This is a genomic window from Escherichia sp. WS547 (assembly GCF_046486065.1).
Lineage (GTDB): Bacteria > Pseudomonadota > Gammaproteobacteria > Enterobacterales > Enterobacteriaceae > Escherichia > Escherichia coli.
This window is the reverse complement of sequence record NZ_JBJQMA010000037.1, coordinates 1-24,763: the sequence shown is the minus strand read 5'-3', so window position 1 is coordinate 24,763 and position 24,763 is coordinate 1. Positions and strand designations below refer to the sequence as shown.

General features: G+C 48.6%; 16 protein-coding genes and 2 pseudogenes. 5 read left to right on the top strand and 13 right to left on the bottom strand.

Annotation, left to right across the window (positions count from 1 at the left end; genetic code table 11):
- Positions 1 to 10: 10 nt before the first annotated feature.
- Positions 11 to 1,060 carry a diguanylate cyclase gene (locus ACJHWK_RS22550; RefSeq protein ID WP_170886406.1) on the bottom strand — a complete coding sequence of 350 codons (1,050 nt, stop codon included), beginning with the start codon at positions 1,058 to 1,060 and terminating at the stop codon, positions 11 to 13.
- A gap of 94 nt (positions 1,061 to 1,154) precedes the next feature.
- A pseudogene (locus ACJHWK_RS22545) lies at positions 1,155 to 3,131 on the bottom strand (alkyl/aryl-sulfatase).
- A 305-nt stretch (positions 3,132 to 3,436) separates the two neighbouring features.
- Here ACJHWK_RS22545 and pptA point away from each other — a divergent pair.
- On the top strand, positions 3,437 to 3,664 hold the full coding sequence (gene pptA, locus ACJHWK_RS22540) for a tautomerase PptA (protein WP_001120147.1): 228 nt from the start codon (positions 3,437 to 3,439) through the stop codon (positions 3,662 to 3,664).
- A gap of 3 nt (positions 3,665 to 3,667) precedes the next feature.
- Here the strand turns inward: pptA and ACJHWK_RS22535 are convergent, their stop codons facing one another.
- Positions 3,668 to 4,237: a flavin reductase family protein gene (locus ACJHWK_RS22535; RefSeq protein ID WP_000085928.1), complete on the bottom strand. Its 570-nt coding sequence runs from the start codon at positions 4,235 to 4,237 to the stop codon at positions 3,668 to 3,670.
- A gap of 174 nt (positions 4,238 to 4,411) precedes the next feature.
- On the opposite strand from ACJHWK_RS22535, the gene nhoA reads away from it, so the two are divergent.
- Positions 4,412 to 5,257 carry an N-hydroxyarylamine O-acetyltransferase gene (gene nhoA / locus ACJHWK_RS22530; protein WP_001523250.1) on the top strand — a complete coding sequence of 282 codons (846 nt, stop codon included), beginning with the start codon at positions 4,412 to 4,414 and terminating at the stop codon, positions 5,255 to 5,257.
- Positions 5,258 to 5,375: 118 nt separating this feature from the next.
- Here nhoA and ACJHWK_RS22525 read toward each other — a convergent pair whose 3' ends face one another.
- The 10 genes and pseudogenes from ACJHWK_RS22525 to yddG form a co-directional block, all read right to left on the bottom strand.
- Positions 5,376 to 6,269: a PhzF family isomerase gene (locus ACJHWK_RS22525; RefSeq protein WP_001523251.1), complete on the bottom strand. Its 894-nt coding sequence runs from the start codon at positions 6,267 to 6,269 to the stop codon at positions 5,376 to 5,378.
- A 78-nt stretch (positions 6,270 to 6,347) separates the two neighbouring features.
- Complete coding sequence (gene narI, locus ACJHWK_RS22520) at positions 6,348 to 7,028, bottom strand: respiratory nitrate reductase subunit gamma (RefSeq protein ID WP_000617122.1); 681 nt, start codon at positions 7,026 to 7,028, stop codon at positions 6,348 to 6,350.
- On the bottom strand, positions 7,025 to 7,720 hold the full coding sequence (gene narW, locus ACJHWK_RS22515; protein WP_001523253.1) for a nitrate reductase molybdenum cofactor assembly chaperone: 696 nt from the start codon (positions 7,718 to 7,720) through the stop codon (positions 7,025 to 7,027). Before narW ends, narI begins: the two co-directional genes overlap by 4 nt.
- The gene (gene narH / locus ACJHWK_RS22510) at positions 7,720 to 9,264 is read right to left on the bottom strand and encodes a nitrate reductase subunit beta (protein WP_410234931.1); all 1,545 of its coding nucleotides are present in this window, start codon (positions 9,262 to 9,264) and stop codon (positions 7,720 to 7,722) included. The genes narW and narH overlap by 1 nt, the downstream gene beginning before the upstream one ends.
- Positions 9,261 to 13,001: a nitrate reductase Z subunit alpha gene (gene narZ, locus ACJHWK_RS22505; RefSeq protein WP_001523257.1), complete on the bottom strand. Its 3,741-nt coding sequence runs from the start codon at positions 12,999 to 13,001 to the stop codon at positions 9,261 to 9,263. Before narZ ends, narH begins: the two co-directional genes overlap by 4 nt.
- Positions 13,002 to 13,095: 94 nt before the next feature.
- Entirely contained in the window at positions 13,096 to 14,484 is a 1,389-nt protein-coding gene (gene narU, locus ACJHWK_RS22500) for a nitrate/nitrite transporter NarU (RefSeq protein WP_001207931.1), read from the bottom strand.
- Between the two features lie 311 nt (positions 14,485 to 14,795).
- Positions 14,796 to 16,052 carry a leucine-rich repeat domain-containing protein gene (locus ACJHWK_RS22495; protein ID WP_087901501.1) on the bottom strand — a complete coding sequence of 419 codons (1,257 nt, stop codon included), beginning with the start codon at positions 16,050 to 16,052 and terminating at the stop codon, positions 14,796 to 14,798.
- A 443-nt stretch (positions 16,053 to 16,495) separates the two neighbouring features.
- Positions 16,496 to 16,783: pseudogene (locus ACJHWK_RS22490) on the bottom strand (leucine Rich Repeat family protein); the annotation flags it as partial.
- Between the two features lie 760 nt (positions 16,784 to 17,543).
- Positions 17,544 to 18,644, bottom strand: a complete 1,101-nt coding sequence (gene ompC / locus ACJHWK_RS22485) for a porin OmpC (RefSeq protein ID WP_000768393.1) — start codon at positions 18,642 to 18,644, stop codon at positions 17,544 to 17,546.
- A 258-nt stretch (positions 18,645 to 18,902) separates the two neighbouring features.
- A complete protein-coding gene (yddG, locus tag ACJHWK_RS22480) occupies positions 18,903 to 19,784 on the bottom strand; it encodes an aromatic amino acid efflux DMT transporter YddG (RefSeq protein ID WP_000198203.1) in 882 nt (293 codons plus the stop codon).
- A gap of 231 nt (positions 19,785 to 20,015) precedes the next feature.
- On the opposite strand from yddG, the gene fdnG reads away from it, so the two are divergent.
- The 3 genes from fdnG to fdnI are packed head-to-tail and all read left to right on the top strand — an operon-like array spanning position 20,016 to position 24,606.
- Complete coding sequence (fdnG, locus tag ACJHWK_RS22475) at positions 20,016 to 23,063, top strand: formate dehydrogenase-N subunit alpha (protein ID WP_077469045.1); 3,048 nt, start codon at positions 20,016 to 20,018, stop codon at positions 23,061 to 23,063.
- Between the two features lie 12 nt (positions 23,064 to 23,075).
- Positions 23,076 to 23,960: a formate dehydrogenase N subunit beta gene (gene fdnH / locus ACJHWK_RS22470; protein ID WP_001240582.1), complete on the top strand. Its 885-nt coding sequence runs from the start codon at positions 23,076 to 23,078 to the stop codon at positions 23,958 to 23,960.
- Positions 23,953 to 24,606 carry a formate dehydrogenase-N subunit gamma gene (gene fdnI / locus ACJHWK_RS22465; RefSeq protein WP_000045646.1) on the top strand — a complete coding sequence of 218 codons (654 nt, stop codon included), beginning with the start codon at positions 23,953 to 23,955 and terminating at the stop codon, positions 24,604 to 24,606. Before fdnH ends, fdnI begins: the two co-directional genes overlap by 8 nt.
- Positions 24,607 to 24,763: the final 157 nt, after the last annotated feature.

Sequence of the window (24,763 nt, the reverse complement as noted above, 5' to 3'; positions counted from 1 at the left end):
CCCCTAATGCTTATAAAGCCCATCGATTTCGCCCACTTTCTTTCGCCCGGTATAACGCAGCGTCGGCATCTGAAATAATTTGTTCAGCCGTTTTTGCGGGAGCAGAACAGGTAATCCCCTGACTAACCGTAACAAATGCATTAACAGCAGATGCCTGATGTGGGATAGCTGCCAGTTTAAGTTCTTGCTTCACTCTGGCTGCTACCGTCTCTGCTTCCGGCAATGTTGCATTAAAAAGTATGATGGCAAACTCTTCGCCACCATAACGGACAACAACATCCTCCGACTGGCGAGTTGAACGCTGTAGAGCGTCGGCAACTTGTATTAGACAACGATCCCCAGCAGGATGCCCGTAAGTGTCGTTGTAACGTTTAAAAAAATCGACATCCAGCATAATAAGAGCAAATGACCCGCCGTTATCCATCGCGTCGTGTAAGATACTGTTCATTGCACGTCGGTTTGCTATCCCAGTTAAAGGATCACGATGTGCTAATGCATCAAGGCGATTAATTAACTGGTTGTTATAACTGTTTTGTACCCATGCTTCTTCAAACCAACGTAACAAAATGAGTCGCCCACCATATAGCGCCAGTGAAAAAATACACCATACAACAGCAAAATGAATATTGATCTGTTGATTAAGCATAAGACTCGCTATTGGAGTGGTGAACCATAAGGGAATGACAAATGCGAGCAATGATAGGGTATGGAAATAAAGTGCGACAACGCCACTAAGCATTAATAATACACATAGTGGATAAGCAAACTGCAGCGTCCAGTACGCAATAAAGTGATAACTACACCATGACCATAGCAGGCTCAGGGCAACTAATAGCACCTGGATAGGTAATGTTTTTTGCCGAGGGATGAGTAGTAAACCACTGCAAATCAGCAGAATACCCGTTGCAGATATATCAATAGAATGTATAAGGCTTTTTTCATTTAACCAGGGTGGAGTAAGGTCATTAAACAGAACACGGCGCAGCAAAATTATCAATGCAAAACTGACATTGATAAAAGCAAACCATGGCAAACTAATCGTCATGCCGCGAATAACCATATCGCGGCGGGTTTTCCATGAGTGATGAGTTTTTCTTCGTTCAGCCATTTTTTAACCAAAAAAGGGCAGGATACCTGCCCGGTATGCAGTAAATTTATGGTGTCACTATATTGAACCAAAATTCAAAATTATCCATATAACCTAACAGCTCGTTGAGTTTTTCCTCATTGCCAGTAATTTTGACATCTCCTTTGGCCGTGGCTTCTTTCAGCGTCTCTTCTTTCAGTACAATTTTGTTCAATACATCACGAGACAGAGTGATAGTGGCATCAGCATCCGAAGCCTCTACACCAGCGGTATGATTGAGAACACCATTTTCAAGCTCCACTTTATAGGTGCCGCCATCTTCACCAAAATCGAAATTCAACACGGTTTTGGCATCTGCCGCTTTCTCACCATTAATATGGACGGCAAGATAATCAAAGAACATCTCCGGCGTCATCGCACGCACGGTGTCTGGGCTGGCAGTATTTGGTGTTGGTAATTTTTGTACGCCATTACGCAATTCCTGTGCACCAGTGAGATAGAAATTACGCCACGGCCCAGATTCAGCCTGATAGCCTAACTGCTCAAGCGCATCAGCTTCCAGATCTCTCGCTGCCTGGTTGTTTGGATCGGCAAACACCACCTTACTAACAACTTGGGCAACCCAGCGGAAATTACCCTAGTCATAATCCTGTGTGGCTTTCTGTAAAATGGCATCAGCACCGCCCATATACTCGACGAATTTTTTTGCGCCTTCTTCTGGCGGCAGTTCATCAAGCGTCGCGGGGTTACCATCAAACCAGCCGAGATAAAGCACGTAAGTTGCTTTCACGTCATGACTTACCGAACCGTAATAGCCGCGATTCGCCCAGGTGTTAGCCAGTGAAGAGGGCAGTTTAAAGTTTGCGGCAATTTCATCACGGGTCATCCCTTGATTAGCCATGCGCAGAGTTTGATCATTGATGTAACGATACAAATCACGCTGGCTTTTAAGCAGTTTGACCACGTTATCGTTGCCCCAGGTTGGCCAGTGATGTTGAGCGAGAATAATCTCGGCTTTATCACCCCACAAATTGAGAGCTTCATTAATATATTTTGACCACGGCAGCGGTTGGCGAATTTTAGCCCCACGCAGCGAATAGGTGTTATGAAGGGTGTGCGTGACATCTTCAGCGGTTTCGATCAGTTTCTTTTCTTCAATAAACCACAGCATTTCAGAAGGCGCTTCAGAACCTGGCGCCATCAGGAAATCATAAGTCAACCCGTCAATAGTTTCTATTTGTCCGGTTTTGGTGATGTAGTTAGTAGGAGCAATCAACGTGACTGTTCCTGCTGAAGTAGTCGTTCCCAGTCCAGCCCCCACCTGGCCTTTAACATCAGGTTTCAATAAGTTGCCATACATATAACTGGCTCGTCGGCTCATAACATTGCCAGCCATGATGTTTTCGGAAACGGCTTCCTCCAAAAATCCGGCTGGCGCATAGATTTTAACTTTGCCTGATTTAACGTCAGCTTCATCAATTACGCCACGAACACCACCGTAGTGATCGACATGACTGTGTGTATAGATAACCGCCACTACCGGTTTTTTGCCGCGATTTTTGTAATAGAGATCCATACCCACTTTGGCTGTTTCTGCTGAAACAAGGGGATCAACGACGGTAATACCCTCTTTGCCTTCAATGATGGTCATATTTGATAGATCGAGATTGCGAATCTGATAGACACCTTCAGTTACTTCGAATAACCCGCTGATATTTATCAGTTGCGCCTGACGCCATAAACTCGGATTCACCGTATCAGGGGCTTTATCGCCTTCTTTGATAAAAGCGTAATGTTGTGGATCCCAGATAACATTCCCTTGTTCGCCCTTAATCACGTCTTGAGGGATAGGGGCAATAAAACCTTTATGGGCATCAGTAAAGTCAGTGTTATCGGCAAACGGCAACTGGTTGTAGAGTAAATTGTTTGCTTGTTGCGTGGCTGCGGTGGCGTCTTTAGGAGCTTCCGCCGCGAGGAGAGGTAAAGAACTGGTGGTGAATAATCCCGTTATTAGCAGACTTTTAACGATATGATTAAGCTGCATCTTAAGCGTCTCCAGAATGGATTTTTATTGGGGGTAATTACGGATGAAAATTTTTAGTGAGGGCAAGAATAACTATAATGGGCGTTAACAAATTGGCAAGCCGGGAAATTGATGTTTTCTTAATGGCATGTTGGCGAAGAATATATTCTGCAAGTTAACGTTTTCATTGGCGCTTTATTTAAAAGTGTGTAGTACAAATATGTACAATTTCAAGTAGGCATTATTGCCGTAAAAACGCATTACCGGACACACGACATTCACAACGTGTGTTAATTTTACTGACATCTTTCAAAAGGAGCACAATCATGCCGCACATAGACATTAAATGTTTTCCGCGTGAACTGGACGAACAACAAAAAGCAGCACTTGCTGCAGATATTACCGACGTTATTATTCGCCATCTGAACAGTAAAGATAGCTCGATAAGCATTTCTCTACAGCAGATTCAACCAGAATCTTGGCAAGCTATCTGGGATGCCGAAATCGCGCCCCAAATGGAGGCTTTGATAAAGAAACCCGGTTACAGCATGTAATGCTTAACCTGCCGTAACACGCTTGCCGCTGGTAACAAACGTGCCAGCACCTAAATGATGCAACGTATTGAGTTTGTCATCATCAAACTGCCAGCGGCCTTCGACAAATACTCGTGCGTCTGCCGCTGCAGATACCACTTCGCCAAATAGCGTATCGTATTTTTCTTGCGCGGAAGTTGCAGGTAGCAGGCGACACTCCATCCACGCCAGACATTTTTCCTCGACCAGCGGCAAACCAAGCACCGGACCTTTCACAACCGGAATACCATAGCAATTAAACTTATCTTCATCACGCCCCGACACACTTCCCACCGCCCACGTCCAGTTAGTTGCTGCAACACCCGGGATAACGATGCCAAACTTACCATTACGTTCAATCAACTCCCTGGTCCATGTCGATTTATCTACCACAATCGCCACGCGTGGCGGTTCAAACTCCACCGGCATTGACCAGGCGGCTGCCATAATGTTACGCCGCTGGGATTGCTCATCGAAACTGGTGATCAAGACAGTTGGGCCATGATTTAACAGACGGCTGGCATGGTGTAATTCGACAGGGATGAATCGGCTCACGGTATCGCCTCGCTATGAAGGGTGTTTTAAAAGCGTAGCTCGTAACGCAATAAGTAACGAAATTAACGGGATTGGCGATTTGCGAACGTGATGCATGTCCGCGATCGCACAAAATAGCCGGTGCAGCGTCTATTCCAGGTTATAAGTTGAGAAAACCACTAAGGGAAACGCCTGATGACGCCCATTCTGAATCACTATTTTGCCCGTATTAACTGGTTGGGAGCTGCTGCGGTCAATATAGATACGCTGCGTGCATTGCACCTGAAACACAATTGCACCATTCCGTTTGAAAACCTCGACGTTTTGCTGCCGAGGGAAATACAGCTTGATGATCAATCGCTGGAAGAGAAACTGGTGACAGCCCGTCGTGGTGGTTACTGTTTTGAGCAGAATGGCGTGTTTGAGCGGGTGTTACGCGAGCTGGGGTTTAACGTTCGCAGCTTGTTAGGGCGCGTAGTGTTATCAAATCCGCCAGCATTACCGCCGCGCACCCATCGTTTGTTGTTGGTGGAAGTGGAAGGGGAAAAATGGATTGCTGATGTCGGTTTCGGTGGACAGACGCTAACCGCGCCGATTCGATTAGTTCCCGAGCTCGTGCAGACCACGCCACACGGAGAGTATCGGTTGTTGCAGGAGGGTGATGATTGGGTGTTGCAGTTTAATCATCATCAGCACTGGCAGTCGATGTACCGTTTTGATCTCTGCGAGCAGCAACAAAGCGATTATGTGATGGGTAATTTCTGGTCGGCGCACTGGCCGCAATCGCATTTTCGCCATCATTTGTTAATGTGCCGCCATTTGCCGGACGGTGGCAAGCTGACACTGACCAATTTTCATTTCACCCATTATGAAAATGGACATGCAGTGGAGCAGCTAAATCTACCGGATGTGGTGTCGTTGTATGCGGTGATGCAGGAGCAGTTTGGACTGGGCGTGGATGATGCCAAACATGGGTTTACAGTGGATGATTTAGCGTTGGTGATGGCAGCGTTTGATACGCATCCGGAGGCGGGGAAATAGTTTATATCAGGTTGCCGGATGCGGCGTAAACGCCTTATCCGGCCTACATTAGCCAATATATTCAATAAATTACGATGCGGCTGTAGGCCTGATAAGCGAAGCGCATCAGGCAACGGTTTCAGAGTTCAATTGCCCATTCGGCATGAAACAAAATCACCGCCGTGCCGGAAATGGTAACTTTCTCCGGCTGGTTATCGCGAATTGTCACCGTTACATCAATCACTCCATCACGACCCAATGCGCGCCCCTGATGGCCTTTAACACGCAACACGTTGCCATCGTGGGGCAATACGTTGTGATGTACTAACCATGCGCCCATCGGGCCATTGGCATTGCCGGTCACCGGATCTTCCACGATACCAATCGCAGGCGAGAACATGCGACCATCGGTTTCATTTTTGCCAGGGCGGATCTGGAACGGGAAGAAACCATTGCAGCCAATCTGTTTACTGATAGCGGTCAGCGCAGCAAGGTCAGGCGAAAGGGCGTCGATATCCACTTCTGGTTTCAGCGGAATCATCACTTTTGAGTGTCCTGTGGTTGCCACCTGGATTGGCAAGCCTGGCAAAATATCGTCTTCAGTGAGATGAAGCGCGTTGATAATCGCCGCACGTGTTTCGCCTTCCAGCGGTGGCTCAAAGCCCGGCGTACCTTGTTCCAGCGAAATACGATAATCATCGTTTTGCTTTTCAACAGTCACGCGATGCCGTCCTGCCAGAGATGTTTGCCAGACCGTGCAATTTCCCAAACCTAATACCTTCGAACGTACATAGTGCGCAGCTACTGTCGCGTGACCACAAATCGGCACTTCAACCGTTGGCGTAAAGTAGCGGATGCGCACATCGCTGTCGTCGCTGTGCAGCAGAAAAGCAGTTTCGGAATGACCTAATTCGCGGGCGATAAGCTGCATTTGCGCTTCGCTGAGATTATCGGCGGGGAAAACAACACCGGCAGAATTGCCGCGAAATGGTTGAGAGGTAAAAGCATCGACGTGGTAAACCTGCGGTTTCATTAACGTTCTCCTGTGACTGGAGAACTATCATAGCCTGCAAGTGGCCGGAGAGCGAAGGGCTATCCGGCCAGGGTTAAATTATCGCCGCGAGCGCACAATCTGATACCGACGAGTAAAGTACTCAAACGGCGCGCTCCACACATGCACCAGTCGGGTGAACGGGAAGAGCAGGAAGATGGTCATTCCCAACACCAGATGCAGGCGGAAAACGAACGCTACGCCGTTAAGCATTTCTGACGATCCACCACGGAAAGTGACAATGCTTTGCGCCCAACCCACCAGCTTCATCATTTCGCTACCATCAGGATACTGTGCTGAAAACGGTATGGTACTTAGCCCCAGCAGACACTGAATCAGCAAAATGATCATGATGATAATATCCGGCGTAGTGGAAGTGGCACGCACGCGCTGATTTGTCAGCCTGCGCCACAGCAGTCCTGCGCCGCCAATCAGCGTCAATACACCGCAAATACCACCGAGCACCATCGCCATCTGCTGTTTTACCGCCACCGGCAGAAACCACGCGTACATCCAGTGCGGCGTTAACATGCCGAACAGGTGCCCGAAGAAAATCCCTAAAATGCCGATATGGAACAGATTCGACCATATCACCATCCCGCGTTTATCGAGCATCTGACTCGAGGAGGCGCGCCAGGTATACTGCCCGTAGTCGTAGCGCAGCCAGCTGCCGAGGAAAAACACTGTCGCACAAATGTACGGGTAGATATCATAAAAAAAGACGTTCAGATACTGAATCATTTCCCACCTCCCGCACTGATGTCGACATACTGCGGCGCGACATCCTGGCTAAAGCGTCGCTGATATTGATTAAGCGGCGAGCTGTCACACGCCGTGGCGTTATCTTCAATAAACTTCACCTGTTCCTCTTCCCACACCGCATCCAGTGCCTGGCGGGTGTCATCGCGCTCCTCACTGTTCACCTGTTTTGTGACACTGTCACTTGAAAGTGTACTTCCTGCCAGTTGCAACAGGGTGTCAAATAACGCGTACCACGGTGCCTCGCGTTGTTTTAAGCGTCCGCCAAGCAGGGCGAGGATCGGCGCAACGTTGAGCAAGCCTTCTTTCGCCTGATCGTCCGGCAGTACGCTTAAGTACTCCAGATACAGCGGTAGATAATCGGGCAGTTCTCGACAATCCAACTGCAGGCCGACCTTTTCATACTCCGCCAGCAGGTCCACCATTGCCTGGCCGCGATCGCGGGACTCGGCATGAACATGTTCGAACAGCAGCAGCGATGTGGTACGTCCACGGTCAAACCCTTCGCACCATTCGGCCTGTTTATCCAGCAGCGGCGCGTTAAGCAGGTTGCGGGTAAAATCCGTAAGCATCGGTGCGTCGCGGCGGATCAACGCCAGCGCGTCCTCCTTACATTCCCATAACAGCTCGTCCGGATACTCCATCAACAGGCCGATCACTTTGAGGATCTGCATTATTCGCCCTCCGCTTTGTCGCGTACTTCGGTGATGTTGATGGCATCGATACGGCTACTGTTGAACAGGTTGAATTTGCTGTCCGAGCCGTGGCAACCGTCGCCAAAGGTAAAACCGCAGCCATTGCGTTCTGCGAAGGCATCGCCCGCCATTTCCCGATGACTGGTTGGAATGACAAAACGGTCTTCATAGTTGGCAATGGCGAGGTAGCGATACATCTCTTCGACCTGGGCGACGCTCAGGCCTACTTCGTCAATGGCGCGGGTATCGGTAACGCCTTCCACGGTTTGTGAACGCATATAGTGGCGCATCGCCATCATCCGTTTTAGCGCCCGCAGTACCGGAACGGTATCGCCGGCACTTAACATATTGGCGAGATATTGCACAGGAATACGCAGGCTCTCGATGGCTGGGAGCACGCCTTCGCTTTTCGGCAAACCGCCCGCATCTGCGTAGGACTGAATCGGTGACAGCGGAGGAACGTACCAGACCATCGGCAGGGTGCGGTATTCAGGGTGCAACGGTAGCGCCAGTTTCCAGTCCATCGCCATTTTGTAGACAGGCGAACGCTGGGCAGCGTCAATCACATTTTGTGGAATACCTTGTTTCAGGGCTTCCTCGATCACTGAGGGATCGTGTGGATCGAGGAATACTTCGCACTGGCGTTCATAGAGGTCAACTTCGCGCTCGGTGCTCGCCGCTTCCTCGATGCGGTCAGCGTCGTAAAGCAGCACGCCCAGATACCGGATGCGACCCACGCAGGTTTCTGAGCACACGGTGGGTTGGCCTGACTCAATTCGTGGGTAACAGAAGATACATTTTTCTGACTTGCCGCTTTTCCAGTTGAAGTAGATTTTTTTGTACGGACAACCGCTAATGCACAAACGCCAGCCACGGCATTTATCCTGATCGATCAGCACAATGCCGTCTTCTTCGCGTTTGTAGATAGCGCCGCTTGGGCAGGTTGCCACGCAACTGGGATTGAGGCAGTGTTCGCACAGGCGCGGCAGGTACATCATGAAGGTGTTTTCAAACTGCCCGTACATCTCCTTTTGCATGGCCTCGAAGTTGCGGTCACGGGCGCGTTTTTCGAATTCGCCGCCCAACAATTCTTCCCAGTTTGCCCCCCAGATCACTTTGTCCATCCGTTTGCCGTCAATCAGTGAACGCGGGCGAGCAGTAGGGATATGTTTGCCTTCCGGTGCGCTATGCAAATGTTCGTAGTCGAAGGTGAAAGGTTCGTAGTAATCATCAATCTGCGGCACCACCGGGTTGGCGAAGATTTTGGTTATTACGCCCATCTTGCTGCCCAGACGCGGGCGGATCTTGCCATTCACATCACGCACCCAGCCGCCTTGCCACTCTTCCTGATCTTCCCAGTTTTTCGGATAACCAATGCCCGGTTTGGTTTCGACGTTGTTAAACCATGCGTACTCCATGCCTTCGCGTCCGGTCCAGACGTTTTTACAGGTCACCGAACAGGTATGGCAACCGATACATTTATCGAGGTTAAGCACCATGCCGACTTGCGAACGTATTTTCATTTTTTCGCCTCCTGTACCTGATCGCGACCTTCATCATCCAGCCAGTTAACGTTCTTCATCTTGCGGATCATGATGAATTCGTCACGGTTCGAGCCGACGGTGCCGTAGTAATTAAAGCCCCAGGCCAGCTGCGCGTAACCGCCAATCATATGCGTTGGTTTCGGACAAACGCGGGTGACCGAGTTATGAATGCCGCCGCGCATTCCGGTCACTTCCGAGCCCGGGATATTCATAATGCGTTCCTGAGCGTGATACATCATGGTCATACCCGGCGGTACACGTTGGCTGACCACCGCGCGGGCAGTCAGCGCGCCGTTGGCGTTAAACACTTCCACCCAGTCGTTATCGACAATGGTCAGTTCACGGGCATCGGTTTCGCTAATCCAGACAATTGGTCCACCGCGAGAGAGCGTCAGCATTAGCAGGTTTTCACTGTAGGTTGAGTGAATGCCCCATTTCTGGTGCGGCGTCAGGAAGTTAAGTGCTTTTTCCGGGAAGCCGTTTGGCGGTATCTGGCGCATTTCACTGACGCTACGGGTGTCGATAGGCGGGCGATAAGCCACCAGGCTTTCACCAAAAGCACGCATCCACGGATGATCCTGATAGAGCTGCTGGCGTCCCGACAGCGTGCGCCACGGAATTAACTCATGAACGTTGGTGTATCCCGCGTTATAGGAAACGTGATCGCTTTCCAGACCGGACCATGTGGGGCTGGAGATAATTTTACGTGGCTGCGCCTGAATATCGCGAAAGCGAATCTTCTCGTCCTCTTTGTGCAGCGCCAGATGGGTATGTTCGCGTCCGGTGATCTCGCCCAGTGCCTGCCACGCTTTGACTGCAACATGACCGTTGGTTTCCGGTGCCAGCGCCAGAATCACTTCTGATGCGTCAATGGCGGTGTCAATCAGCGGACGCCCCTGTGCCGGGCCTTCACGCTTGGTGTAGTTGAGTTTGCCGAGGAAATCGATTTCATCCTGGGTATTCCACGAAATCCCTTTACCGCCGTTGCCAAGTTTGTCCATCAATGGCCCGAGCGAGGTAAAGCGTTCATAGGTAGCAGGGTAGTCGCGTTCCACCGCCACAATATTGGGCGCAGTTTTACCTGGAATCAGATCGCATTCGCCTTTGCGCCAGTCGAGCACTTCACACGGCTGTGAGAGTTCTGCCGGAGAGTCATGCAGCAGTGGTTGTAATACCACGTCGGTTTCTTTGCCAAGATGGCCCACGCACACTTGCGAAAAGGCTTTGGCAATACCTTTGTAGATTTCCCAGTCGCTGCGTGATTCCCACGCCGGATCGACCGCCGCAGATAGGGGATGAATAAACGGATGCATATCCGAGGTGTTCATATCGTCTTTTTCGTACCAGGTGGCGGTGGGCAGAACGATATCGGAGAACAGGCAGGTACTGGACATACGGAAGTCGAGCGTCACCAGCAGGTCGAGCTTGCCTTCAATCGCCGCAGTTTGCCACTCGACTTCTTCCGGTTTGATCCCGTCGCTGGCACCGAGTTCCTGACCCTGAATCCCACTTTCGGTTCCCAGCAGATACTTCTGCATATACTCGTGGCCTTTGCCGGAGGAGCCAAGCAGGTTAGAACGCCAGACAAACAAATTACGCGGATGATTGCTGCCGCTATCTGGTTGTTCGCAGGCCATGCGTAAATCGCCCGATTTCAGCGCCTGGGCGGTAAATTCTGTGGGGGATAATCCGGCCTTGTCGGCTTCAGCTTTAATCCCGAGCGGGTTACGCCCCAGCTGCGGCGCAGAAGGTAGCCAGCCCATACGTTCGGCACGAACGTTGAAATCAATCAGATGACCGCTGTACTTACTGGCATCGGCGAGCGGTGAAAGTAACTCCTGAGCAGAGACTTTTTCATAGCGCCATTGGCTGGAATGATTGTAGAAAAACGAGGTGCTGTTCATCTGGCGCGGTGGGCGGTTCCAGTCGAGCGCAAAGGCCAGCGGCAACCAGCCGGTTTGTGGGCGCAGTTTTTCCTGACCGACATAGTGTGCCCATCCGCCACCGCTTTGCCCGACACAACCGCAGAAGATCAGCATGTTGATCATCCCACGGTAGTTCATGTCCATGTGGTACCAGTGGTTAACACCTGCGCCGAGGATAATCATCGAGCGCCCATGCGTTTTATGGGCAGTATCGGCAAATTCACGAGCGATGGTTTCAATATACTGGCGCGGCACACCGGTAATTTGCTCACCCCAGGCTGGGGTGTACGGTTTGATTTCAGCGTAATCTTTCGCGCTGTTTTCATCTTCCAGCCCGCGATCGAGGCCGTAATTCGCCAGTACCAAATCATAAACGCTGACCACCGGACAGGTGCTGCCATCGGCTAATGTCAGGTTTTTAACGGGTAATTGACGCACCAGGACAGGATTGTTTTTTACGCTGCGAAAATGCGGATTTTCAATGCCGCCAAAGTAGGGGAAGGCCACGCCTGCAACGGCATCATGTTGACCGAGCAGAGTTAACGACAATTCGGTTTCCGTACCGGCGGCAATGGATTCAAGATTCCATTTGCCTTTTTCTCCCCAGCGAAAACCAATCGAACCGTTCGGCACCACCAGTTCACCTGCGGTATTAACCGCCACGGTTTTCCACTGCGGATTGTTGCTTTCGCCCAGTCCATTCACCAGGTCAGATGCGCGGACCATGCGCCCGGGAACGTAGCTGCCGTCGTCGCGAGGTTCCAGCATTACCAGCATCGGCATGTCGCTGTAGCGGCGGCAGTAGTTGATAAAATAATCGCTGGGATTATCGAGATGAAACTCTTTTAAAATGACATGGCCCATTGCCATCGCCAGGGCGCTATCAGTGCCTTGTTTCGGTGCCAGCCACTGGTCGCACAATTTGGCCACTTCAGAGTAGTCAGGGGTAATGGCGATGGTTTTAGTGCCTTTGTAGCGTACTTCGGTAAAGAAGTGGGCGTCCGGCGTACGTGTCTGAGGTACGTTAGACCCCCAGGCGATGATGTAGCTGGAGTTATACCAGTCGGCAGATTCTGGCACGTCGGTTTGCTCGCCCCAGGTCATCGGCGAGGCAGGCGGCAGGTCGCAATACCAGTCATAGAAACTTAAACAGGTGCCACCTAACAGCGACAGATAACGTGTTCCGGCGGCGTAAGAAACCATCGACATCGCCGGGATCGGCGAGAAACCGGCAACGCGATCCGGGCCGTAAGTTTTGATGGTCCAGACGTTAGCGGCAGCAATCAGCTGATTTAGCTCCTGCCAGTTAGAGCGGATAAAGCCGCCGCGTCCACGTACTTGTTTGTAGCTCAGGCACTTTTGCGGATCGTTCATAATCGATGCCCACGCCAGTACCGGATCGCTGTGTTGCTTGAGGGCTTCGCGCCACAGTTCAATCAGTCGTTTACGAATGAGCGGGTATTTCAGACGGTTAGCGCTGTAGAGATACCAGGAGTAACTTGCGCCACGCGGGCAGCCGCGAGGTTCATGATTGGGCAGGTCAGGGCGAGTGCGCGGGTAGTCGGTCTGTTGGATTTCCCAGGTCACCAGACCATTTTTAACGTAGATTTTCCAGCTACAGGAGCCTGTACAGTTAACACCGTGGGTGGAACGCACGATTTTGTCGAACTGCCAACGCTGGCGATAGCTGTCCTCCCAGTCGCGGTTGCTATGCATCACCTGTCCGTGACCATCGGCAAAGGTTTCGCCCTTTTGTTTGAAGTAGCGAAAGCGATCCAAAAGTTTACTCATGACATAACTCCTGCTCCAGGAATGAATTGGGATCTGATGCCTTGTCGGATGCGACACGGTTGTAGCCTGATAAGACGTGTCTGGCATCGATCTCTTATTTTTGGCTGAACTTCCGCCGACCATAAACCAGCCAGGTCAGCAGCACACAAACGATGTAGAAGATTAAAAACACTTTCATCGCGCCTACCGGAGAGCCGGTCATATTGAGCGACATGCCAAACGCCTGCGGAATGAAAAAGCCGCCCACTGCGCCAATGGCTGAGATAAAGCCCAGAGCCGCCGCCGTTTCGGTGACGGCTTCTCTCTGAGCTTGCTCATCACTACCGCCTTTCATCTTCACCCGATAAATGGTTATCTGGCGAAAGATGACGGCGATCATCTGGAAAGTAGAACCACTTCCCAGACCTGCGGTCAGAAACAACCCCATAAATACGGCGTAAAATGCGATGAAATTACCGGAGCCTGTGCCCGGTAAGGTAAGGAACAGCAGGGCGCTGAAAATCGCCATAAAAATGAAGTTGATCAACGTCACCCGCACGCCGCCGAATTTATCGGAAATAGCACCACCAACCGACCGCGCGATGGCACCAATAAAAGGGCCAAAGAACGCCAGGCGCAGAATATTCACATCAGGGAACTGAGTTTTCGCCAGCATGGCAAAACCCGCAGAAAAACCGATAAACGAACCGAAGGTGGCAAGGTAAAGCAGGCTCAGCAGCCAGAGATGCAGGCGTTGTAACACTGGCAGCTGGTCGGCAATTGACGCGCGTGAACTGGCGATATCATTCATCCCTGACCAGGCGGCGATCGTGGCAATCGCCAGTAATGGCACCCAAATCCATGCGGCATTCGCCAGCGACATCACCGAACCGTCGGCCTGCGGTACGCCATTGACGCCGAGAAAGGCAAATACGGGTATAAAAATGACCAGCGGTGCAACCAGCTGCATCACACTTACACCTAAGTTTCCTAATCCGCCATTAATCCCAAGTGCGCTCCCTTGTTTGGCTTTTGGGAAGAAGAAACTGATATTGCCCATGCTCGAAGCAAAGTTCGCACCTGCAAAACCGCATAGCAAAGCGATAACGATAAATATCCCAAAAGGAGTATTCGGATTCTGCACGGCAATTCCGAGCCAGACGCAAGGAATAATCAGGATTGCAGTACTAAAAACCGTCCATCGGCGTCCACCAAATATAGGCACCATAAAGGAGTAGGGAACACGCAATAATGCGCCAGAAACGGAGGGTAATGCGGTTAATAAAAAGAGTTGATCGGTAGTGAAATTAAAACCGATTTTATTGAGATTAACAGTAACTGCGCTAAATAGCATCCAGACACAGAAGGCAAGAAGTAGACAACTGACTGATATCCAGAGGTTTCTTCGTGCAATATGCTTTCCTTTATTTTCCCAGAAGGCCGGATTTTCTGGTTTCCAGTCGCGCAAAAGATAACGACTAGTTTTCTCATTTTGCAGTGCCATATTGTTCCTCACATGTACACATTGGTAATGAAAAAAAGACAAAACAGGAGGTAAGGCGCAATAGCCAGTTATTAGAATTAAGGATGAATTGGGTGAAGTGCTGATTGAAAGAATAGATAAGAAAGCGTAACCGCGGGGGCAGAATGGGGATTAAACAGACAGATATGTGTTACTAAATGTAACTAACAAGCTAACCATTAAATGGATGTTAAGCTATGTATGCATGTCATGATCCAACCCTTCAGATGATGAATCCAAAGGGTTTATATTTTTAACAAGACCAGACACTTATAGAATTAGTGATGATTTATTCACTGAAAAGGCCATGAGCTGGAGGAAAACGATCTGTCCAGAAAGTCTATCGGTTCCTCTCTTATCGCCTCATTGTAATAATCGTTATTACAGTAAGTATTGTTTATTTCATCTAATGTCATATTTTTAATTTTTATATTCATCTGATTTACAACTTCTTCTGTTTTATAAGTGTGTATATTATATGGGGTATATGCTTCTTTAATAGTATAGTGAAACAATTCGTTATCCACATCTACTCCTTCAGAGTGAATTTCAAATGCACCAGGCGAAAGAATTGCCAGGCCAGTATTAAGCTTAAGTGCTGGGGAAAATAAATTAAATAACATGAGCTGCATAGTAGGGCAATTGTTCTTCCCAGAAACATTTAAAAAATTTAAGTTTTTGCTCTGTTTTATTATGGGGAATAAAGTTCCAATATCGGACGTATTCTTAGTGTCAATGCGGGTTATTTTATTATTGTCCAGCCTTAAACTTTTGATAGATGAAAGATAAGTCAGGAAATGAAGGTTTATTTTTTCCAACTGATTGTTCGCAGCGTTTAATGTCTGAATATTGCAGAAGTTGCTAAAGAATATTTTAATTTCAGAAAGCAAGTTGTTGTTGATAAGTAACGTATTCAAGTTGGGAAATAAGGTATTATGTAAACTTGTTAGTTTATTATGGGATAGATCCAGAAGTAAGAGTTCATCTTTATTTCCTGCCACAATATCAGTTAATTGATTGTGGCTGAGATTCAGGTACTGCAGCCTTTCGCAACATTCTAATTGCACAAACTCTAGTTGATTATGTGCCGCACTAAAATAAGTAATTGATGAAAGCCTATCTATATCAATATTTCTGAGAGAATTATTATTCATAGATATATGTGTAATGCTTACATTTCTACCTTGAGGAAAATTTATTGACTCAAGAGCATTACTATTCAGACTAAGGTTGATGAGTCTATCGTAGGTGGTTGCATCAAAATGTTTGAGTTGGTTCTCATCAAGATTGATAGAGGTGAAGTTTTGCAGCCCTGGTGGTTGGGTAGTTAAATTAAGCCCTGATAAATCAATATCATTCTGTTTCGACAAAAAAGCACAATTTATCCTTTTAGCGGCTTCGTTTCGGCATTCCGGACGATGGATTTCACCTGTAAGTATGCGTTCTGCTTTCCATTTATTTAATTCGCGCATCCAGTTAAGTTCATTTTTTTCTGGATGTTGCTGTATGGATTGTGGATTTATTTTATTAAATATTGAAGGGAATTTCATAACTGCTCCGTAGTAATGCTTTATTTTAATGATTTATTACCCTTGATAAATCAGGATGTGTTTTATAACTCTGTTGTAAAGGATTGGCTTAACCAATTATTGGATGTTGGACCAAAACCTAAGGAAGGTTTATCCTCATTATGAATATAATAACAGACGGGTGTGCCCGTTGGGTCCTTTAGCCCCGAGTGTGAGGGTAGAGAAGAGGAATTTGACTTATAGTCACCAACCCCGTACATGCGATGCATAGGCAGAATGGCTTTTAGTTCTGCGTCAGAAAATATTGTTTCTTCTTCTATTAAAGCGTACTCTCTGGAATAATATTTTGATCTATAACGAATGGACATTGAGTCATTGTCTTTTATATGATTTCCTTCGGAATTCTCGCTTACTTCTACAAGATGTTCATCGCTGGTATCGATATTTGTGATTGCCAGGTTATAAGATAAATCAATGGTCACTTCATTAGTGTCATCAATTATATTTCTTACTGCAGTCCAGTACTGCATTTGGGCAAGTGGATCATTGTTGATGCCGTTAACTAATACATGCCAAAGATGTTTTGATGATATTAATTGATCAATGTCATCTGTTGGCAATAAATTGTTATTGCTTAAGTTTAAATATTCCAGTTTTGTAGTGGTTTTCGCGTTTAAATGTGCAATATGGTTGTCGTTTAAAGTGATTTTCTCCACTATGGGGTGATTGTGTAATATAATGTCATTGATCATATTATGATGGGCACTTAACTCAATCAGAGATTCTTGCCGGGAGAGATCCAGCGATGCTAGCTTGTTATAATCAAGATTAAGAAATTTCAGTTTATAACTATCAGAAATATTAATTTTTGTCAGATTGTTATTTTGCGCTTCCAGGTTAACCAATGAATGCTGATTTTTAAAATCCAAACTTTCCAGATTGTTGTGATCAATATAAATATTTTCCAGTTTTGATTCATTTGGAAAGGTTATCGTTTTAATTTTATTAAAGCTGAGGTTGATATTGACGAGGCTGGCATTGTCAGTAAAGTCAAGACAAGTGAGACAATTGTTTTCCAGATTTAACGTGTTAACTGTCGAGGGGATAGGCGGTAACTCACTCAAATCAAGATATGACAAATCAAGAGATGCCATGTTCGAATTGTAAGCTTCTTTAATTCGCTCTACGGCAATTGCTCTTTCTTCACCATTATTAAGCGACTTATTACCCCATTGTGCCAGTCGTTCACAAAAATTGCTGGAGATGGTTTCTTTGTTAGGTAATGCGTTATTTAATTGATAACTGGCATTATTTTTTACACAAGCTGTATTAATATTGGTCATAATCACTCATCAATAAATATTATAGTAAGATGTCCCCGGAGGGTATGGAAGAATATTAATTGAGGTGAATGACCAGAAATATCAAAAATTGCTCATTTTTACTTAAGGAGTCATACAGCAGCACTTAAATCAAAAACCAGCCCAGAGAAGGGCTGGTCAGGAGAGGATGTTAGAACTGATAGGTAATGCCCGTTGCGACGATGTTATCGGTGCGAATATCTACGGCACGGGTAAAGTCGCTTTCATCAATCAGGTTGATTTTATAATCAACATAGGTCGACATATTTTTGTTGAAGAAATACGTCGCACCAACGTCGATATACTCAATCATGTCCTGGTCGCCGTAGCGGCCCAGATCTCTGCCTTTCGATTTCAGGTAAGCGAGTGATGGGCGCAAGCCGAAGTCGAATTGATATTGTGCCACTACTTCAAAACTTTGTGCTTTGTTAGAGATATAACCATCGCCATAGGTGGTCATGTTTAATGTTTCAGCGTAATTAGCTGCAAAGTAGATGTTGTTGGCATCATATTTTATACCTGTAGCCCACAGTTCTGCATTCTTACCGGAGGCATTGAGAGGATTAGCAGCGGCTCTTTCCTGCGCATTTGTCCGATCGGATTTGGTATACACCGCACCGATACCAAAGCCATCATAAACATAAGTTGAGGAGATACCGAAACCGTCACCATTGGCACGCGTGTAGTCAGCACCATAAAGATGACCATTGTCAGTGCGTTCATTTTTGCCTTGATATTGCGCGGCAAAGTTCAGACCTTCAATTAAGCCGAAGAAATCGTAGTTGCGATAGGTTGCCACACCGGTAGTACGGTATGTCATGAAGACATCTTTCTGACTCCAGGTATCGCCACCAAATTCTGGCAACATATCGGTCCATGAACCAATGTCATAGCCGACACCGTAGTTACGACCATAGTCCAGAGAGCCAAATTCACTAATTTTTAAACCTGCATAGGCCAGACGGGTCTTGTTACCGCGCGAGCCGTTGGCTTCATCGTTATAGCCTTTAAAATCATATTCCCAGTGACCAAAACCAATCATTTGATCATTGATTTGCGTTTCTCCTTTAAAGCCGAGACGGGCATAAGTTTTATCACCATCGTCACGCTTATCATCAGTAAAATAACGTAGAGCGGTAACCTTGCCATAAAGGTCGAGTTTATTACCATCCTTGTTATAGACTTCGGCAGCGTGTGCTACGTTCGCAGCTAACAAACCAGTTACAACCACCGCAACTATTTTTAATTTCATTTAACAGAATCCTTTTAATTATCGTTAAACGTATTTTCTAAACGAATTTTAAACGGCGTCATTTATAAATGACATACTGTTTTTAAAATAGAATGGTGATTAAAAACAATGAGAAAAATAGATGAAATAATATTATTTATCGATATGTGATCGAAGTCGAAATGAAATATAAGGTGAACTACTGGTATTTGAAATTTATTTTTTTATATTGTCGGAATTTATCTGATTAACTGCCGGGCCGTAGACCCGACAATTATTTTAGCCACGACGTGTCGCCAGCCAGCAGAGCAGGGAACCGCCGCAGACCATTAGCGCGCCTTGCCAGAACGAGAACGACAGCGGGGCGCTGAGCAGCACGGCTGCAAGCGCTGAGGAAAGGACGGGCGTAAAATACGAACCTACCGCCATAATGGTGACGTTGCCATGTAATATACCGACGTTCCATGCAGCATAAGCAAATCCTAAGGTAAATGCCGCAGAGATGAGTTTAATCATGACTGGCGTGCTAAATACCATTTCTGGTTGTGGCGTGAGAAAATAGTAAACCCACAGACTTGCTCCCGTTAGCAGGACAAAAACGGTAATTCCGTTAAATCCGCGTGCGTATTTATTCGTTACTGTGCAGTAGGCTGCCCAGATAAACGCACCAATAAACGCCAGGAAATAACTCAATGGGCTGGTGGTGATATTATTGATGATTTCATCATAATGTAACCCATTGTCACCACCTAACACCCAGCAGACGCCAACCAGGGCTAATAATAATCCTGGTACAATCAGCCAGTTGGTTTTCTGACCATTAAACAGAATGGCAAAGAGAATTGTCAGGCTGGGCCACAGATAGTTCACCATACCCACTTCAATCGCCTGATGACGGGTCGCCGCATATCCTAAGGAAAGCGCCAGACAGATTTCATAGCTGACGAATAACAGACACCCGGCGAGTAAATAGCCTTTCGGAATCTGCCGAATACGCGGAAATCCAACCGTGAAGATTAACAGCAGCCCGCTTAATGAATAGATAGCAGCCGCGCCGCCGACCGGGCCGAGCCCCTCACTGACACCGCGAATCAATCCTACCATCGTGCTCCACAGGACGATCGCTATTAGCCCTATGAGCGTTGCTTTTTGTCGTGTCATGCTCGCTGTTTTGTCTCTCTTGCCGTTAAAAATTAAGCTGAATTTTATAGCATTTTTTTAACTGGCCTGTCAGGCAGTGGTGCGTTTTTCTACCGCTATTGAGGTAGGTCAATTTGCGCAGGCGGATTATTTTGTGGCAAACACGTGTTCTTTTTGATTTCGCGCAAAAAGATTCAGAATTTTACTGTTAGTTTCCTCGCGCAGTAATACCCCTGAAAAAAGAGGAAAGCAATGGACGTCAGTCGCAGACAATTTTTTAAAATCTGCGCGGGCGGTATGGCGGGAACAACAGTAGCAGCATTGGGCTTTGCCCCGAAGCAAGCACTGGCTCAGGCGCGAAACTATAAATTATTACGCGCTAAAGAGATCCGTAACACCTGCACATACTGTTCCGTAGGTTGCGGGCTATTGATGTATAGCCTGGGTGATGGCGCGAAAAACGCCAGAGAAGCGATTTATCACATTGAAGGTGACCCGGATCATCCGGTAAGCCGTGGTGCGTTATGCCCGAAAGGGGCCGGTTTGCTGGATTACGTCAACAGCGAAAACCGTCTGCGCTACCCGGAATATCGTGCGCCAGGTTCTGACAAATGGCAGCGCATTAGCTGGGATGAAGCATTCTCCCGTATTGCGAAGCTGATGAAAGCTGACCGTGACGCTAACTTTATTGAAAAGAACGAGCAGGGCGTAACGGTAAACCGTTGGCTTTCTACCGGTATGCTGTGTGCCTCCGGTGCAAGCAACGAAACCGGGATGCTGACCCAGAAATTTGCCCGCTCCCTCGGGATGCTGGCGGTAGACAACCAGGCGCGCGTCTGACACGGACCAACGGTAGCAAGTCTTGCTCCAACATTTGGTCGCGGTGCGATGACCAACCACTGGGTGGATATCAAAAACGCTAACGTCGTAATGGTGATGGGCGGTAACGCTGCTGAAGCGCATCCCGTCGGTTTCCGCTGGGCGATGGAAGCGAAAAACAACAACGATGCAACCTTGATCGTTGTCGATCCCCGTTTTACGCGTACCGCTTCTGTAGCGGATATTTACGCACCTATTCGTTCCGGTACGGACATTACGTTCCTGTCTGGCGTTTTGCGCTACCTGATCGAAAACAACAAAATCAATGCCGAATACGTTAAGCATTACACCAATGCCAGCCTGCTGGTCCGTGATGATTTTGCTTTCGAAGACGGTCTGTTCAGCGGCTACGACGCTGAAAAACGCCAGTACGATAAGTCGTCCTGGAACTATCAGTTCGATGAAAACGGCTATGCGAAACGCGATGACACGCTGACTCATCCGCGCTGTGTGTGGAACCTGCTGAAAGCGCACGTTTCCCGCTACACGCCGGACGTAGTAGAAAACATCTGTGGTACGCCAAAAGCCGACTTCCTGAAAGTGTGTGAAGTGCTGGCCTCCACCAGCGCGCCGGATCGCACAACCACCTTCCTGTACGCGCTGGGCTGGACGCAGCACACCGTGGGTGCGCAGAACATCCGTACTATGGCGATGATCCAGTTACTGCTCGGTAACATGGGTATGGCCGGTGGCGGCGTGAACGCATTGCGTGGTCACTCCAACATTCAGGGCCTGACCGACTTAGGCCTGCTCTCTACCAGCCTGCCGGGTTATCTGACGCTGCCGTCAGAAAAACAGGTTGATTTGCAGTCGTATCTGGAAGCGAACACGCCGAAAGCGACGCTGGCTGATCAGGTGAACTACTGGAGCAACTATCCGAAGTTCTTCGTTAGCCTGATGAAATCTTTCTACGGCGATGCCGCGCAGAAAGAGAATAACTGGGGCTACGACTGGCTGCCTAAGTGGGACCAGACCTACGACGTCATCAAGTATTTCAACATGATGGATGAAGGCAAAGTCACCGGTTATTTCTGCCAGGGCTTTAACCCGGTTGCGTCCTTCCCGGACAAAAACAAAGTGGTGAGCTGCCTGAGCAAGCTGAAGTACATGGTGGTTATCGATCCGCTGGTGACTGAAACTTCTACCTTCTGGCAGAACCACGGCGAGTCGAACGATGTCGATCCGGCGTCTATTCAGACTGAAGTATTCCGTCTGCCTTCGACCTGCTTTGCTGAAGAAGATGGTTCTATCGCTAACTCCGGTCGCTGGTTGCAGTGGCACTGGAAAGGTCAGGACGCGCCGGGCGAAGCGCGTAACGACGGCGAAATTCTGGCGGGTATCTACCATCATCTGCGCGAGTTGTACCAGGCAGAAGGTGGTAAAGGCGTAGAACCGCTGATGAAGATGAGCTGGAACTACAAGCAGCCGCACGAACCGCAATCTGACGAAGTAGCTAAAGAGAACAACGGCTACGCGCTGGAAGATCTCTATGATGCCAATGGCGTGCTGATTGCGAAGAAAGGTCAGTTGCTGAGTAGCTTTGCGCATCTGCGTGATGACGGTACAACCGCATCGTCTTGCTGGATCTACACCGGTAGCTGGACAGAGCAGGGCAACCAGATGGCTAACCGCGATAACTCCGACCCGTCCGGTCTGGGGAATACGCTGGGATGGGCCTGGGCGTGGCCGCTCAACCGTCGCGTACTCTACAACCGTGCTTCGGCGGATATCAGCGGTAAACCGTGGGATCCGAAACGGATGCTGATCCAGTGGAACGGCAGCAAGTGGACGGGTAACGATATTCCTGACTTCGGCAATGCCGCACCGGGTACGCCAACCGGGCCGTTTATCATGCAGCCGGAAGGGATGGGACGCCTGTTTGCCATCAACAAAATGGCGGAAGGTCCGTTCCCGGAACACTACGAGCCAATCGAAACGCCGCTGGGCACTAACCCGCTGCATCCGAACGTGGTGTCTAACCCGGTGGTTCGTCTGTATGAACAAGACGCGCTGCGGATGGGTAAAAAAGAGCAGTTCCCGTATGTGGGTACGACCTATCGTCTGACCGAGCACTTCCACACCTGGACCAAGCACGCGTTGCTCAACGCAATTGCTCAGCCGGAACAGTTTGTGGAAATCAGCGAAACGCTGGCGGCGGCGAAAGGCATTAATAATGGCGATCGTGTCACTGTCTCAAGCAAGCGTGGCTTTATCCGCGCGGTGGCGGTGGTAACGCGCCGTCTGAAACCGCTGAATGTAAACGGTCAGCAGGTTGAAACGGTGGGTATTCCAATCCACTGGGGCTTTGAGGGTGTCGCGCGTAAAGGTTATATCGCTAACACTCTGACGCCGAATGTCGGTGATGCAAACTCGCAAACGCCGGAATATAAAGCGTTCTTAGTCAACATTGAGAAGGCGTAAGGGGGCGAACAGATGGCTATGGAAACGCAGGACATTATCAAAAGGTCCGCAACTAACTCCATCACGCCGCCTTCTCAGGTGCGTGATTACAAAGCAGAAGTCGCGAAACTTATCGACGTTTCCACCTGTATCGGCTGTAAAGCCTGTCAGGTGGCGTGTTCAGAGTGGAACGACATCCGTGATGAAGTGGGGCACTGCGTCGGGGTTTACGATAACCCCGCCGATCTGAGCGCCAAGTCCTGGACGGTGATGCGCTTTAGCGAAACCGAACAGAACGGCAAGCTGGAGTGGCTGATCCGTAAAGACGGCTGTATGCACTGTGAAGATCCGGGCTGCCTGAAGGCGTGCCCGTCTGCTGGTGCAATCATTCAGTACGCTAACGGGATTGTTGATTTCCAGTCGGAAAACTGCATCGGCTGTGGTTACTGCATTGCCGGGTGTCCGTTTAATATTCCGCGCCTCAACAAAGAGGATAACCGGGTATATAAATGCACGCTCTGCGTCGATCGCGTCAGCGTCGGCCAGGAACCGGCTTGTGTGAAAACCTGTCCGACCGGGGCTATCCACTTCGGCACCAAGAAGGAGATGCTGGAGCTGGCGGAACAGCGCGTGGCGAAACTGAAAGCGCGTGGTTACGAACATGCTGGCGTCTACAACCCGGAAGGGGTCGGTGGTACGCACGTTATGTACGTGCTGCATCACGCCGATCAGCCGGAGCTGTATCACGGTCTGCCGAAAGATCCGAAGATCGACACCTCGGTAAGCCTGTGGAAAGGCGCGTTGAAACCGCTGGCAGCGGCTGGCTTTATTGCCACTTTTGCCGGGTTGATTTTCCACTACATCGGTATTGGCCCGAATAAGGAAGTGGACGATGACGAGGAGGATCATCATGAGTAAGTCGAAAATGATTGTGCGCACCAAATTTATTGATCGCGCCTGTCACTGGACCGTGGTGATTTGCTTCTTCCTGGTGGCGCTGTCCGGGATTTCGTTCTTCTTCCCGACGCTGCAATGGCTGACGCAAACCTTCGGTACGCCGCAGATGGGGCGCATTTTGCACCCGTTCTTCGGCATTGCGATTTTCGTCGCGCTGATGTTTATGTTTGTGCGTTTTGTGCATCATAACATCCCGGATAAGAAAGATATTCCGTGGCTGTTGAACATTGTCGAAGTATTGAAAGGCAATGAGCATAAAGTAGCGGATGTCGGTAAGTACAACGCCGGGCAAAAGATGATGTTCTGGTCAATCATGAGCATGATTTTCGTGCTGCTGGTGACCGGGGTGATTATCTGGCGTCCGTACTTTGCGCAGTACTTCCCGATACAGGTTGTCCGTTATAGCCTGCTGATCCACGCGGCTGCGGGTATCATCCTGATCCACGCCATCCTGATCCATATGTATATGGCATTCTGGGTGAAAGGATCGATTAAAGGGATGATCGAAGGGAAGGTGAGCCGTCGCTGGGCGAAGAAACACCATCCGCGCTGGTATCGTGAAATCGAGAAGGCGGAAGCGAAAAAAGAGAGTGAAGAAGGGATATAATCTCTTTTGAACTTTAAGCTGAAAATGGCGCTTTAAGAAGCGCCATTTTTTTGTGCACAGAAAACCCCCAGCTAGGCTGGGGGTTCCGGAAAGCTTTCAGCTTTAAGCCAGTTATTAAAACCCCTTTTGATTTGTTAAAACACCTTGCGGTCTGGCA